This window comes from Tessaracoccus pujii, assembly GCF_054483895.1.
In genome coordinates, this window is sequence record NZ_CM137012.1 from 1,251,362 (window position 1) to 1,264,678 (window position 13,317).

13 protein-coding genes, 1 tRNA gene and 1 pseudogene are annotated in these 13,317 nt (G+C 72.0%); 6 read left to right on the top strand and 9 right to left on the bottom strand.

Annotated features, from left to right (window positions below):
- The first annotated feature begins 227 nt into the window (after nt 1-227).
- Together ACX1D0_RS06140 and ACX1D0_RS06145 are read left to right on the top strand one after the other, a co-directional pair.
- Complete coding sequence (locus ACX1D0_RS06140) at nt 228-734, top strand: DUF2975 domain-containing protein (protein ID WP_459019996.1); 507 nt, start codon at nt 228-230, stop codon at nt 732-734.
- A 1-nt stretch (nt 735) separates the two neighbouring features.
- The gene (locus ACX1D0_RS06145; RefSeq protein WP_459019997.1) at nt 736-945 is read left to right on the top strand and encodes a helix-turn-helix domain-containing protein; all 210 of its coding nucleotides are present in this window, start codon (nt 736-738) and stop codon (nt 943-945) included.
- Between the two features lie 3 nt (nt 946-948).
- Here the strand turns inward: ACX1D0_RS06145 and ACX1D0_RS06150 are convergent, their stop codons facing one another.
- A complete protein-coding gene (locus ACX1D0_RS06150) occupies nt 949-1,362 on the bottom strand; it encodes a thioesterase family protein (RefSeq protein ID WP_459019998.1) in 414 nt (137 codons plus the stop codon).
- A gap of 107 nt (nt 1,363-1,469) precedes the next feature.
- On the opposite strand from ACX1D0_RS06150, the gene ACX1D0_RS06155 reads away from it, so the two are divergent.
- Nucleotides 1,470-2,153 carry a ferredoxin--NADP reductase gene (locus tag ACX1D0_RS06155; protein WP_459019999.1) on the top strand — a complete coding sequence of 228 codons (684 nt, stop codon included), beginning with the start codon at nt 1,470-1,472 and terminating at the stop codon, nt 2,151-2,153.
- 54 nt (nt 2,154-2,207) lie between these two features.
- Here ACX1D0_RS06155 and ACX1D0_RS06160 read toward each other — a convergent pair.
- From ACX1D0_RS06160 to hemE, 8 genes and pseudogenes are all read right to left on the bottom strand, one after another.
- Nucleotides 2,208-2,280 (bottom strand) — tRNA-Ala (locus ACX1D0_RS06160).
- Between the two features lie 73 nt (nt 2,281-2,353).
- Complete coding sequence (hemC, locus tag ACX1D0_RS06165; RefSeq protein WP_459020000.1) at nt 2,354-4,018, bottom strand: hydroxymethylbilane synthase; 1,665 nt, start codon at nt 4,016-4,018, stop codon at nt 2,354-2,356.
- 36 nt (nt 4,019-4,054) lie between these two features.
- Nucleotides 4,055-5,341 carry a glutamate-1-semialdehyde 2,1-aminomutase gene (gene hemL / locus ACX1D0_RS06170; protein WP_459020400.1) on the bottom strand — a complete coding sequence of 429 codons (1,287 nt, stop codon included), beginning with the start codon at nt 5,339-5,341 and terminating at the stop codon, nt 4,055-4,057.
- On the bottom strand, nt 5,338-6,303 hold the full coding sequence (gene hemB / locus ACX1D0_RS06175; RefSeq protein ID WP_459020001.1) for a porphobilinogen synthase: 966 nt from the start codon (nt 6,301-6,303) through the stop codon (nt 5,338-5,340). Before hemB ends, hemL begins: the two co-directional genes overlap by 4 nt.
- Nucleotides 6,300-7,004, bottom strand: a complete 705-nt coding sequence (locus ACX1D0_RS06180; RefSeq protein WP_459020401.1) for a uroporphyrinogen-III synthase — start codon at nt 7,002-7,004, stop codon at nt 6,300-6,302. Before ACX1D0_RS06180 ends, hemB begins: the two co-directional genes overlap by 4 nt.
- Before the next feature lie 45 nt (nt 7,005-7,049).
- A pseudogene (hemC, locus tag ACX1D0_RS06185) lies at nt 7,050-7,934 on the bottom strand (hydroxymethylbilane synthase); the annotation flags it as partial.
- A complete protein-coding gene (locus tag ACX1D0_RS06190; protein WP_459020002.1) occupies nt 7,931-9,214 on the bottom strand; it encodes a protoporphyrinogen/coproporphyrinogen oxidase in 1,284 nt (427 codons plus the stop codon). The gene ACX1D0_RS06190 and the pseudogene hemC (ACX1D0_RS06185), both read right to left, overlap by 4 nt.
- Entirely contained in the window at nt 9,211-10,218 is a 1,008-nt protein-coding gene (hemE, locus tag ACX1D0_RS06195) for a uroporphyrinogen decarboxylase (protein ID WP_459020003.1), read from the bottom strand. The genes ACX1D0_RS06190 and hemE overlap by 4 nt, the downstream gene beginning before the upstream one ends.
- Nucleotides 10,219-10,274: 56 nt before the next feature.
- Between hemE and ACX1D0_RS06200 the strand changes: the two genes are divergently transcribed.
- From ACX1D0_RS06200 to hemQ, 3 genes are read left to right on the top strand one after another with little or no spacing between them, the layout of a single operon-like run.
- A complete protein-coding gene (locus ACX1D0_RS06200; RefSeq protein ID WP_459020004.1) occupies nt 10,275-11,540 on the top strand; it encodes a glutamyl-tRNA reductase in 1,266 nt (421 codons plus the stop codon).
- Nucleotides 11,537-12,592 carry a ferrochelatase gene (locus ACX1D0_RS06205; RefSeq protein ID WP_459020005.1) on the top strand — a complete coding sequence of 352 codons (1,056 nt, stop codon included), beginning with the start codon at nt 11,537-11,539 and terminating at the stop codon, nt 12,590-12,592. The genes ACX1D0_RS06200 and ACX1D0_RS06205 overlap by 4 nt, the downstream gene beginning before the upstream one ends.
- Nucleotides 12,589-13,317 carry a hydrogen peroxide-dependent heme synthase gene (hemQ, locus tag ACX1D0_RS06210; RefSeq protein ID WP_459020006.1) on the top strand — a complete coding sequence of 243 codons (729 nt, stop codon included), beginning with the start codon at nt 12,589-12,591 and terminating at the stop codon, nt 13,315-13,317. The genes ACX1D0_RS06205 and hemQ overlap by 4 nt, the downstream gene beginning before the upstream one ends.

Consider the following 13,317-nt stretch of genomic DNA (forward strand, 5'->3'; position numbering starts at 1 on the left):
CCGGCTCGACGGGGGTGCCCGGATGCCGTGTCCGGCTCGACGGGGGTGCCCGGATGCCGTGTCCGGCTCAACGTGCTCCCGCGGATGCCGTGTCCGGCTCAACGGGCTCCCGCGGATGCCGTGTCCGGCTCAGACCCTCATCCAAACCGGGGAGACCGGCCAGCGCGGATTGCCCCAGGCTATCGTTCCACGATATATTTCTATTGTTTATCGATAGGAGAATCGTCATGGGACGCATTGTCATCACAGTGCTCCGCCTCGTCATCGCCGTCGCGCTCGCAGGCTCGCTCGCCGTGCAGCTGGTCCTCCTGCCGTTGCTCTGGCTCGACATGGACGGCGCCCCCGCCTGGACCCGCGTCGCCGTCGTGACCATCCTCGCGCTCGGGGTGATGGCCCTGCAGGCGTGCGGGGTGTGCATCTGGCGGTTGCTCACGATGGTCCGCCGCGACACCGTCTTCTCCCACGCGGCGTTCCGCTACGTCGACGTCACCGTCGGCGCCATCGCGGCCGCCTCAGTGCTCACCTTCAGCCTGGCGGTGGTGGCCGCCGTCACCAACCGGACCATCCCCGGCGACGCGGTCGCGCCGGGCGTCGTCGCGCTCCTCTGCGGCGCCTCGCTCGTCATCGCGGGGGTGGCGATGCTGGTCCGCGTGATGCGCGCGCTCCTGGTGCAGGCCGTGGCCACGGCGGCCGAGGCGCGGGACCTCAAGACCGAGCTCGACGGGGTGATCTGACGTGCCCATCGTCGTGACCATCGACGTCATGCTCGCGAAACGCGGCATGGCAGTGGGCGCGCTGGCCGAGAAGGTGGGCGTCACCCCCGCCAACCTGGCGGTCCTGAAGAACGGGCGCGCCAAGGCCGTGCGGTTCAGCACGCTGGAGGCGCTGTGCGAGGCGTTGGACTGCCAGCCCGGCGACATCCTCCAGTGGCGGCCTGAGGGGTAGCGGTCAGCTTCCGGGGCGCCCCAGCTTCGCGACGAACCGTTCCCGGTCGACCACCACACGCTTGTGCGTGCCTGTGCTGATGACGGCACTCTCGTCGCTGGCCGTCACGGCGAACACGAGGGCACGACGGTCGACGTCAGTCAGGCTCACCTGAACCGTGACGGTCGACCCGGGAACGGTCGCGGCCTGGTGCGATACGTCGACGTGGGTGCCAAGCGTGATCTCGCCGTCGTCCAGGTGCCCATGAAGAGACTCGATGCAGGCCCACTCGATGACGCCCACCAGGTAGCCGGTGGCCAGGACCTCCGGCATCGACACGAAATCCGGCGACTCCGGCAACAGGTGCGGCACGGTGCGGTGCGGGGGCACCTGGTAGGTCATCGTGTGTGACATGCCTGGACGCAGGGTCTCTTTCACGGCTTCTCCTGAACTCGACTCGGAGTGGGCACCCACATGCTAATCCCCGGCGCGGCACGCGACGGCGGGGTAGCGTCGGAGACGACCACTCACCCCAGGAGGCCCCCATGTCCCTGACCCTGATCGAGAAGTCCCACGAGGCGGCCGACATCTGGGCGTTCCGCTTCCGCAGCGACGAGCCGCTCGCCTGGGAGGCCGGCCAGTTCGTGCGGGTGGAGGTGCCCCACGACAATCCCGACGACGAGGGCACCACCCGGTGGTTCACCAATTCCGCCGCGCCCTACGAGGGAATCCTGCAGGTCACCACCCGCGTCACGTCCACCACCTTCAAGCAGGCACTGTCCAGACTCGAGCCGGGCGAGAGGATCGAGCTCCTGGAGGATCCCGACGGCGACTTCACGTGGCAGGAGACGGATATCCCGACCGTCTTCGTGGCCGGTGGCATCGGCATCACGCCGTTCCACAGCATCCTCAAGCAGAGGGCCCACGACGGCGACCCGCTGGCGGTGACCCTCATCTACGGCAGCAGCTCCGACGACGTGGCTTTCGGCGACCAGCTGAGGCAGTGGCAGGAGGCTGACCCCGCGCTCACCGTCCACAGGGTGGTGGGCGAGCCCCTCTCGGTCGAGGTGCTGAAGCGGCTGGTGCCCGAGCTCAACCACAGTCTGGTCTACCTGTCCGGCCCGGAGCCGATGGTCGAGGCTCTCGGCGGGGCCCTCCGCGACGCGGGTCTGCCGGACCCGCAGCTGAAGGAGGACTTCTTCCCGGGATATCAGGCCGACGACATCTGAGGGTCGCGCAGAAACGGACAAGACCCCGCCATTGGCAGGGCCTTGTCCGTTCGGTGGAGCTAAGGGGATTCGAACCCCTGGCCTCTTCCATGCCATGGAAGCGCGCTACCAACTGCGCCATAGCCCCATCGCCGCCTTCCGGCGACTCGAAGAACGATAGCGCACCTCAAGCCAGAAGGAAAATCGCGGCGAGCCGCTAGTCAGCGCCTCTTGACCAGCTCACGCGCCAGGGCCGCGACACCGAACTCGTCCTTTGACTTGGCCACCGCCAGCACCGGGACCCCGAGCCCGCCCAGCGTCTTGGCCGTGGGCTCGTCCCACGCCAGGACGTGCACGCCGTCGCGGTGCCCGAGCAGGTTGACGTAGGCCGAGGCCAGCGAGGGTTGGGTCAGCAGGATCGCCTGCCAGGCGCCGTCGGACCACATCTGAGTCAAGCGGGGGTCCAGGGAATCGACGTCCACCATGGTGTAGATCTCCAGGCGCTCGACGGTGTAGCCCTTGGCGCGCAACCCGTTCTCCAGGTTCGTTGAGAGCTGGTCTGCGCAGGCGATGACCACGCGCTCCTGCCCCTGCGCCACAGGGAACATCTCGACCAGCTTCTGCGAGCTTGCCGTGCCCTCCGGGGCGAGGTGGACGGTGATGCCGCCGTCCTCTGCCGACAGCTGCGTGGTGGACCCCATCGCCGCGACCCTGGTGTTCGCGGGAATCTCCCATCCCCGCTCGCGCAGGGCCCACACGGTCTGCGCGGAGGGCAGCACCACCCAGTCCGCCCAGCCGAGGATGTTGTCCGCCGAGATGAGCTTGGCCTCCTGCAAGGAGACACAGTCCACGCGAAGTCCGTTCTTGCGGAGCGCCTGCGCCAGGCGTCCCTCCTGGCGCGGCAGCAGGACGCGGATGCGGTCGTCGCCCGGCACCTCGATGAACGGTGACTCGTCGTCGTGCTCGGCGGAGAGCTTCACCGAGGCCAGCGCCTCCGGAGAGAAGAACCGCTCGGCACGACGCTCCTTGAGCGCGGCAGCCGCGTTCTCTCCGGTGCGGACGGCGTGGAACTCGGAGGTCGGCAGCCCCACCTCCAGCACGTTGCGCTTGGTGCCGTCGATGGCGAAGACACCGGCCTTGAGCGACAGGATCCCCCGCCGCGACGCCAGGGCCCCCACCGGGGCCATGTAGGTGGTGCCGAGCCCCACCAGGACCGCCCGCTCCGCGTCGATGCAGATCCGGGTCTCGATGTCGTCGAACCCCTTGAGCGCGGCGACGATGTCGTCGTCGTCGCGACGGCACTCGAGCGCCAGCGCGCCCTGTCCCGGGGCCGTGAGAATGGGGAGGTACTCGGCGATGCGGTCGGCCAGCCCCAGCGTTTCGACGCCCGCCGCGGAGAGCACGACGGCGTCGAGGTCTCCGGGCTCGAGGTGGCGCAGGCGCTCCTCGAGTGAGCCACCGACGTCGACGAAGGTGAGGTCCGGGCGGAGCGCGCGCAGCTGGGCGATCCGGCGCAACGACGTGACGCCCACGCGCGAGTGCCGGGGCAGCGCCGCCAGGGTGACGCCTCCGCGGGTGCACAGCACGTCGCGGTGGTCGCCGCGCGGCAGCACGGCGGGAATGGTGAGGTCCTGCGGCTTGTCCGACAGCGGGATGTCCTTGACCGAATGGACCACCACGTCCACCTCGTGGGCGCGCAGCGCATCTCGCAGTTCCATCGCGAAGACGCCCTGCGAGTAGCCGTCGGGCATGTGGACGGTGTCCTGTCCCGCCGACGCCACGGGCACGATCTCCACCTCATGTCCCGCCTCGCGCAGCGTGGCCGCCACCATCTCCGAACGCGCCAGCGCCAGCGCGGACGCGCGTGTGCCCAACCGAAACTTCACCGTTGATTCCTCTCTGAAGTGCCCGGGGCTAGCTTCTCACGAATGCGCGGCGGCCCGAGCGGCTGCCGGAAGAGCATCCGTGATCCGGGCCATGGCGGCGTCGTCGTGGGCAGAGGACAGGAACCACGCCTCGAAGGCCGAGGGCGGCAGGGCCACCCCGTGGTCGAGCATCGAGTGGAAGAAGCGCGCGAACGCGGCCGTGTCCTGCGCCTTCGCGTCGTCGTAGTCTGCGACGGGCTCCTCCCGGAAGAACACGGAGAACAGGCTGCCGGCGCTCTGCACGACGTGCGGCACCGATGCGGCGGTCAGTGCGTCCGCGACGGCGACCTGCAGCTCGGCCGAGCGGCGGTCCACCTCCCCGTACACGCCGGCGTCGGCCAGGCGCAGCGTGGCGAGGCCGGCCGCCGTGGCCAACGGGTTTCCGGACAGGGTGCCCGCCTGGTAGACCGGCCCCACCGGTGCCAGCATCTGCATCAGCCGGGCCGGGCCCGCGAGGGCCGCCAGGGGCATGCCCCCGCCCACCACCTTGCCGAAGGTCACCAGGTCCGGCAGGTAGCCGCCCTCGAGCCCCAACCACCCGGCGGGCGCGACGCGGAAGCCCGTGAGCACCTCGTCGAGGATCATCAGCGCGCCGTGGCGGGCCGTGAGGTCGCGGATGGCGGCGTTGAAGCCGGGCGCCGGCGGGACGACGCCCATGTTGGCGGGCGCGCCTTCGGTGATGACGGCCGCGATCCGCTCCCCCGCCTCGTCGAAGACTCGGGCCAGCGCCTCGATGTCGTTGTAGTCCACGACGATCGTGTCCGCCGCCGCGGCCTGCGTGACGCCCGCGGAGCCTGGGAGCCCCTGGGTGGCGACGCCCGACCCGGCGGCCGCGAGCAGCGCGTCGGAGTGGCCGTGGTAGCAGCCCGCGAACTTCACGATGGCGTCGCGGCCGGTGGCGCCGCGCGCCAGCCGGATGGCGGTCATGGTGGCCTCGGTGCCGGTGGAGACGAAGCGCACCTGCTCGGCCATCGGCACCCTGGCCCTGATCACCTCGGCCAGCTCCACCTCCGCCGCGGTGGGGGCACCGAAGGACAACCCGCGCGCAGCGGCTGCCTGCACGGCCGCCACCACCTCGGGATGCGCGTGTCCCAGCAGGGCCGGGCCCCAGGAACAGACGAGGTCCACGTACTCGACACCCTCGGCGTCCAGGATGTAGGGGCCGCGGGCCGACGAGACGAATCTCGGCGTGCCCCCGACGGACCCGAACGCCCGCACGGGCGATGAGACGCCGCCGGGAATCACGCCGCGCGCCCGCTCGAAGAGCCGGTCCATGCCTGTCACTTCATCCACCCCGCCAGTTCCAGTGCCCAATAGGTCAGCACGATGTCCGCTCCGGCCCGCACGATGGCGGTGACCGATTCCGTGACCGCCCCCTGGCGGTCGATCCAGCCGCGCTCGGCGGCCGCCTCGATCATTGCGTACTCCCCCGACACCTGGTAGGCCGCCACCGGCACATCCGAGACGGCGGCCACGTCGGCCAGCACGTCCAGGTAGTACCCCGCCGGCTTCACCATCACCATGTCCGCGCCCTCGGCGAGGTCCAGCTCGGCCTCGCGAAGGCCCTCGCGCCGGTTGGCGGGATCCTGCTGATAGGTCTTGCGGTCACCGATCAGGGTGGAGGTGACGGCCTCGCGGAACGGGCCGTAGAACGAGCTGGCGTATTTCGCCGCGTAGGCGAGGATGGCTGTGTCGGTGTGTCCGGCTCCGTCGAGCGCGGCCCGGATGGCCTCGACCTGACCGTCCATCATCCCCGACGGCGACACGACGTGGGCGCCCGCGTCCGCCTGGGCGATGGCCATCGACGCGTACGCCGCCAGCGTCGCGTCGTTGTCCACGAGGCCGTGCGGGGTGACGAACCCGCAGTGTCCGTGCGTGGTGAACTCGTCGAGGCAGGTGTCGGCCATGACGACGGTCTCGTCGCCGACGGCGTCGCGCACGGCCCGCAGCCCGCGCTGCAGGATGCCGTCCTCGGCCCATCCCTGCGTGCCGGTGTCGTCCTTGTCTGCGTCGTCGGGCACGCCGAACAGCATCACACCGCCGATGCCGGCGGCCACCGCCTGCTCGGCGACGCGGCGGACGCCGTCGAGGTCGTGGCGGTGCACGCCCGGCATCGAGGAGATGGCCCCGGGCGCCTCGGCGACGAACACGGGCAGAACGAGCTGCGAGGCCCTGGGTTCCACCTCGCGGACCAGTCTGCGCATGGCGGGAGTGGTGCGGAGCCTTCGCGGCCGCATCTGGATCATGGGTGTTCCCTTCCTATGGACGAGATCGCCCGGATCAGTCCCTCTGCATCCTGTGTCGCCGCCACCGCCGCGACACTCGCGCCCTCGCGCCGCAACGCCTCCGCCGACGGTGGGCCGAACGCCACCACCGCGGTGTCGTCGCGCCAACCGAGCAGCCGGCCGACGGCGGCGCCGGCCGATCCGGACGTCACGGCCACGGCGTCGAACAGCCCATCGCGCCATTCGTACACCAGCACCCCGGGCAGGTGGTCGAGCGGCTCCATCGTGTACAGCGGCAGCACCTCGACGCCGTAGCCCTTGGCACGCAGCGCGTCGGCCAGCACCGTCGACGACAGGGCCGAGCCGGGAATCACCACGCGGCCCGAGCCCTCTGGCCAGGCACGCGCCAGGGCGGCGGCGCTGGACTCCGCGGCCGGCACCAGATCCACGGTCAGGCCGGCCGCCTCCGCCGCCGCCGCTGTCCGGGGTCCGACGGCGGCCACCCGGGCGCCCGCCGGCACCGTCAGCCCGAGCTCGGCGATGACCTCCAGCGTGGCCGCGGAGGTGAACGCCACCCAGTCCGCGCGATCGAACGAGCCGTCCGGGCGAAGCGTGACGCGGCGTTGGACCGGCTGCGCGACCACCTCGGCGCCGGCGGCCCGCAGCGCGTCCGCGAGGGCGCCGTCGGCCTGGGTGAGCAGGATCCGCAACCCCGCCAGCACCGCCGGGCCGCGCCAGAGCGAGGTGTCGTCGTGCAGCTCCTCGAGGCGCGACGGCCGGCTCGCGCCGAGTTCGGCCACGTCCGAGGCGCCGTGGTGGATGAGCTCCTCCGCAGCGGTCTCACCCGCACGGGCCGTCATCTGGACCCGCGTGCGCGTGGCCGTGGATCCGTCGATGGCGAACACGCCGGCCACGAGTTCCCCGTCGCGCCCCCAGGCGCCGATGGGCGCGGCGCACCCCCCGCCCAGCCCGGCGAGCACGGTGCGCTCCGCCTCGACCGCCTCCCGGGTCGCGGGATCCTCGAGCGCGGCCAGTTCTGCCCTCACCGCGTCGTCGTCCGCCCTGCACTCCAGCGCGAGGGCGCCCTGGCCGGGGGCGGGAAGGATGTCCAGCAGGTCCGTGATGTGTCCGCCCAGGCCGAGCCGGGCGAGGCCGGCCGCGGCCAGCACGACGGCGTCGAGGTCACCGTCGGCGACCCTGGCCAGCCGGGTGCCGACATTGCCGCGCACGTCCACGTACAGCAGGTCCGGCCGCTGCGCCCGCAGCTGGGCGACCCGCCGCGGCGATCCGGTGCCGACGGTCGCCCCCGGCGGGAGCTCCCTCAGCGTCAGGCCGTCCCGGGCGCAGAGCGCGTCGCGGGCATCCGCCCGCAGCGGCACGGCCGCGATGACGAGTCCCGGGACGGCGGCGGTGGGCAGGTCCTTGAGAGAGTGCACGGCGAAGTCACAGCGACCTTCGAGCAGCGCCGTGCGCAGCTCAGCGGCGAACACCCCCAGGGTGTCCAGCCGCGTCAAGGACCCGCGCTCCACATCGCCGCCGGTCCTGATCCGCACCAACTCGACGGCGTGGCCGCGCGCGCGGAGCGCGTCGGCGACCTGCTCCGACTGCGCGACGGCCAGCGCAGAGCCGCGGGTGCCCAGGCGCAGCCTCACCGTGCCAGCCGATCACAGCCGGCGATGACCGAGGCGATCCCGTTGCCGTCCACCCAGGCGCCGACGAGGTCCACGCCCACCGCTGCGACGGCCTCCTGGTAGTACTCGCGCGTGGCGTGCTCCATGCGGGTGGGCATGGACTCCCAGGACACGGACGCGAACCCGGTCACGTCCCTGTCCGCGAGCTCGATGCCGAGAAATCGCGAGGCATCCGCCAGCGCGTCCGCCCGCGTGGGGATGAGCTGTTCCGGGTAGGACAGGCGCAGGATCTCCTGACCGTCGCGCCGCGCGCCCGGCCACTTCCACGAGTAGTGGGTCAGCGCCTTGGCATGGATGGAGTCGTCGCGCTCGCCCACGAGCAGCCCGGACCCGATGGGGCCCTCCAGCAGCCCGGGGTGGGAGACGCCCAGCACGGCCAGGCGCGCCGTCACCACCGGCGGAGGCGTGAGATCGATGCCGATGCGGGCCAGCAACGCGCAGGCCGACGCGGCCGAGGACGCGAGCACCAGCCGGTCCGCCGTCACGGTCTCACCGTCGGGCAGGCCGACGGCGAACTGGCCGCCCGAGCGTCGCAGCGACACCGCCGGCGAGGCGAGCCGGATCTGCCCGCCGCCCGCCACGATGGCCCCGGCCAGCGCCTCGGTCAACCGGAACATCCCGCCGACGGGCTGCTCCACGGCCGCCACCCCCGGACGGCGGACCGCCGCGACCGCGCCCAGCAGGGTCCCCTGGTGCGCCAGGGCCTGGGAGAGCCCGGGCGCGAAGGCCGCCAGCGGCATCCTGTCCGGAGCCAGGGAGTAGACGCCCTGCGCCACGGGCGCCACCAGCCTGACGAGGGCGCCGTCGCCCAGGCGCGCGCGCACCAGCTCGCCGACCGTGGTGGCGTCCGCCCCCACCTCGGGCGGCAGGTCGGCGTCCTGCGCCAGGCGGCGGAGGTCCTCAGGGGACAGCGCCCCCAACGCGGGATCGTCCAGGGAGGCCGGGATGCCCAGCACTCCCTCCGCCATCGGCCACACGCCGTCGGGCCGCCAGATGTGCGGCTGACCCGCGGGGCCCGCCACCTCCAGGCCGAGCTCCTCGCAGAGCGCCCGGCCCACACCGCCACGGACGGCGTAGGCCTCTGCGCCGGAGTCCACCCGCACCCCGCCGATCTCGATGGATGCGATCATCCCGCCCAGTCGCGTGGACGCCTCCAGCAGCGTCACCGTGCGGCCCTGCTGGGTGAGGCGGTACCCGGCCAGGAGCCCGGCGAGGCCCCCGCCGACGACGACGGCAGTCACAGCGTGTGGAGGAGCGCCACCAGGTCGGTGAGCACCCCCGGGTCGGTGGTGGGGGGCACGCCGTGGCCGAGGTTGACGATGTGCGCCGGGGCCGCCCGGCCGCGGTCGACGACGTCACGCGCGTGAGCCTCCAACGAGTCCCATCCCGCGGCGAGCCGTGCGGGATCGATGTTGCCCTGCAGCGGCAGGCCCGGCAGGACCGCGGCGGCCTCGTCGAGCGGTGTGCGGTAGTCGATGCCCATGGCCTCGACGCCGCAGGCGGCCATGTCGGTGAGGATGTGCCGGGTACCTGTGCCGAAGTGGATCCGCGGGACGCGTCCCTCCACGGCCTTCAGGACGGCGGCGGAGTGCGGCGCGACGTGGGCCACGTAGTCCGCCCGGGTGAGGGCACCGGCCCAGGAGTCGAACAGCTGGACCACGCGGGCCCCTGCGTCGACCTGCACGTTCAGGAACTGCCCGGAGAGGTCCGCGCACCAGGCCAGCAGCCGGTGCCAGGACTCGGGATCCGCGTGCATCATCGCCCGCGCGGCGAGGTGATCACGCGACCCGCGCCCCTCCACCAGGTAGGCCGCCAGCGTGAACGGTGCCCCCGCGAAGCCGATCAGCGGCGTGTCCTCCCCCAGCTCGGCCACCACCATGCGGACCGCCTCGGTGATGGGGCTGGTCTCGATCAGTGCGTGCCGGGTGACGCGGGCCACGTCCGCCGCGGTGCGCACCGGCTTGTCGATGACCGGGCCCACACCGGAGTGGATCTCCACCTCGACGCCCGCCAGGACCAGCGGTGTCATGATGTCGGAGAAGAAGATGGCCGCGTCCACCTTGTGCCGTCGCACCGGCTGCAGCGTGATCTCGGCCGCCAGCTCCGGGATCAGGCATGCCTCCAGGATGGTGGTCCCCTCGCGGAGGGCACGGTATTCGGGCAGCGACCGGCCGGCCTGGCGCATGAACCAGACCGGCAGACGTTCGGGACGGTGTCCGCTGAGCGCGGAAAGCATGGAAGTCATTTGAACACGATTCTGCCTCATCAAGCGTGCGTGGTTGAATAGGGACCACTGTGACTATGCGCGTGTTCTCCATTCAGCACGACCGGCAGGGCCTGCCGGAGGTTGAACGTGTCAGCGCATGCGTCGACGATGTCGCCGGCCGCCTCACCTCCCTGCCGGAGGTCAACGGGGCGATCGTGCTCAGCACCTGCAACCGGGTCGAGATCCTGCTGGACACCACCGGCGGGGCCTCCAACTCCCACCTGCGTGCCGCCCTCAATGCGGGCTTCGACGCCGCGCCCTCCTGGGACCTCTACCTCGGCGAGGCGGCTCTGGGGCACGTCTTCCGGGTGGCTGCCGGGCTGGACTCGATGGTGGTGGGCGAGCGCGAGATCGCCGGGCAGCTCCGTCGGGCACTGGCGTCGGCCCAGGAGAACGGATCGGCGTCGCTGCCGCTGAGCATCGCCGTCGACGAGGCCCTGAAGACCTCCCGGCGCATCGCGCACGAAACCGCGCTCGAGAGCGCCGGACGTTCCGTGGTGAGCGTGGGCCTGGACCTCATGGGGATCCCCGACTGGTCCGAGGCCACGGTCACCATCGTCGGCACCGGTTCATATGCTGGCGCGGTCGTCGCGGCGCTGCGCGCCCGCGGGGTGGCCCAGCTGCGCGTGCACTCGGCCAGCGGTCGCGGTTCCACGTTCGCCGACAGCCACGACCTGGCCCACGTCGCCACCCTCGCCGACGCGCTGACCGGCACGGACCTGGTCGTCACGTGCCGCGGCATGGGCTCACCCGTCATCGATGTGGCAGATGTGCGCGGCCCGCAGCGTTTCCTGGACCTGTCGCTGCAGCGCGACGTGGCACCGGAGGTCGCGGCGTTGGTGGGCGTGCGCGTGGTGGACCTGGCCTCCATCCAGGCCTCCATCCAGCCGTGCTTCGCCGACGACACGCGGCGCGCGGAGGCGCTCGTCGACGCCGGCGTGGCGGACGTCCTGACCAGGCTGCGGGCCCGGATCGTGGACCCCGCCGTCGTGGGCCTCCGCCAGGCCGTGATGGCCATGGTGGACGACGAGGCCGCCCGCCTGCCCCAACGCCCGCTCACGCACGACGACGCCGCCCTGGCGCTGCGCCGGCTCGCCACGCGGCTGCTCCACGTGCCCTCCACGAGGGCCCGGCTCGCCGCCGAGCGCGGCCGCACGGAGGAATACCTGCTGGCCATGGCCGAGCTGTACGGCATCGGCCCCGAGGTGGTTGACCCGGACGCCATAGAGTCCCAGCACTGCCCCGTCACCCACATGGGGGTCGAGGATCTCGACTCCGCCGAGGCCCGGGAGGCCATGTGACCCTCGCCCCGTACACCGCGGTCCTCTTCGCGTCGTACGGCGGGCCCAACGAGTCCGCCGACGTGCTGCCCTTCATGCGCAACGCGACCGCCGGGAGGGGGATCCCCGACGAGCGCCTGCTCGAGGTCTCGAAGCACTATGAGCTGTTCGGCGGTCGCTCCCCCATCAACGAGCTCAACGCGGCCCTGATGGACGCCGTGCGTGCGGAACTGGCGCGCCGCGGTGTGGACGTGCCGGTGGTGATCGGCAACCGCAACTGGCACCCGTACTTCGCCGACACCGTACAGGCCCTGGTCGACGACGGGCATGAGCGCGTCCTGGCGCTGGCCACCTCGGCCTACTCCTCCTACAGCGGATGCCGCCAGTACGGGGAGGATCTCCAGAGAGCCGCCGACGGCCGCCCCATCCACATCGACAAGGTGGACCCCTTCGCCGAGACGCCCGGGTTCGTCTCCGCCAACGCCCGCGCCCTCGTCGAGGCCGTGCGCCGGCTGCGGGCACGCATCGGCGACGGCGCACTCCGGGTGCTGTTCGTCACGCACTCCATCCCCGGCGCCATGAACGCGGCGTCGTCCACCGGCGAGCCCGAGCGTCGCTACGACGCGCAGCACCTGAGGGTCGCGGCCGCCGTGGCCGCCGAGGCATCCCAGGCTCTGGGCGAGGAGCTCGCGTGGGAGCTGACGTTCTGCTCACGGTCGGGGGCGCCGCATATTCCGTGGCTGGAGCCAGACGTCAACGACCGGATGCCCGAGGTACAGGCCGACGGCGTGGACGGGATTGTCGCGGCTCCCATCGGGTTCATCTCCGACCACATGGAGGTGGCCTTCGACCTCGACACCCAGGCACGCGAGACGGCCGCCGGCCTGGGCCTGCCCTACGAGCGCGCGGCCACCGTCGGCACGGACGCCGGTTTCGTGGCCCTCCTGGTGGACGAACTCCTCGCGAAGGCGGCCGCCGCGCGCGGCGAGGTGGCCACCCAGGGCCGCTGCCGGTTCTCCACAGGCCGCTGCTGCCTGCCCCGCCCCACCCCCACCGACAGGACCTCCGCATGAGCAAGCACCCGGGCCGCGACGAGCGCGACGAGCAGGACGTGGACCTCGAGGCCATCAACGCGCAGCCGCTGTACGCGATGTACTCGGTCTTCGCCACGGCCGCGCCGCTGCCGGCGTCCCGGTTCGAAGCCTCGGCGCTGGCCGTGGAACTGGAGGCCGCGCTCGGGACGGCCGGGGTGACCGTGCGCGGCTTCTACGACCTGGGCGGCTTCCGCGCCGACGCAGACCTCATGGTGTGGACGCTGTCGAACGACCCGGCGTCGCTGCAGGCCGGCTACCACGCCATCCGGCAGAGCGACCTCGGCTCCTTCCTGGAACCGGTGTGGTCCGTCATGGGCGTGCACCGCCCCGCCGAGTTCAACCGCACCCACGTGCCCAGCTGCTTCGCGGGCTTCGCGCCCCGCCCGTGGCTGACGGTGTACCCGTTCGTGCGCAGCTACGACTGGTACTACCTCGACGACGCCCACCGCTCGAAGATGCTCATGGAGCACGGCCTGGCCGGGCGCGAGTACCCGGACGTGGTGGCCTCGACGCTGTCGTCGTTCGCGCTGAACGACTACGAGTGGATCCTGGCGTTCGAAGCCGACGAACTGCACCGGCTCACCGACGCGATGCGCCACCAGCGCTCGGTGGAGGCACGGTTGCACGTGCGCGAGGAGACGCCGTTCTTCACCGGGCCACGCATCGGGCTCGACGAGTGGATCTCGCGGCAACCCCTCGTCTGA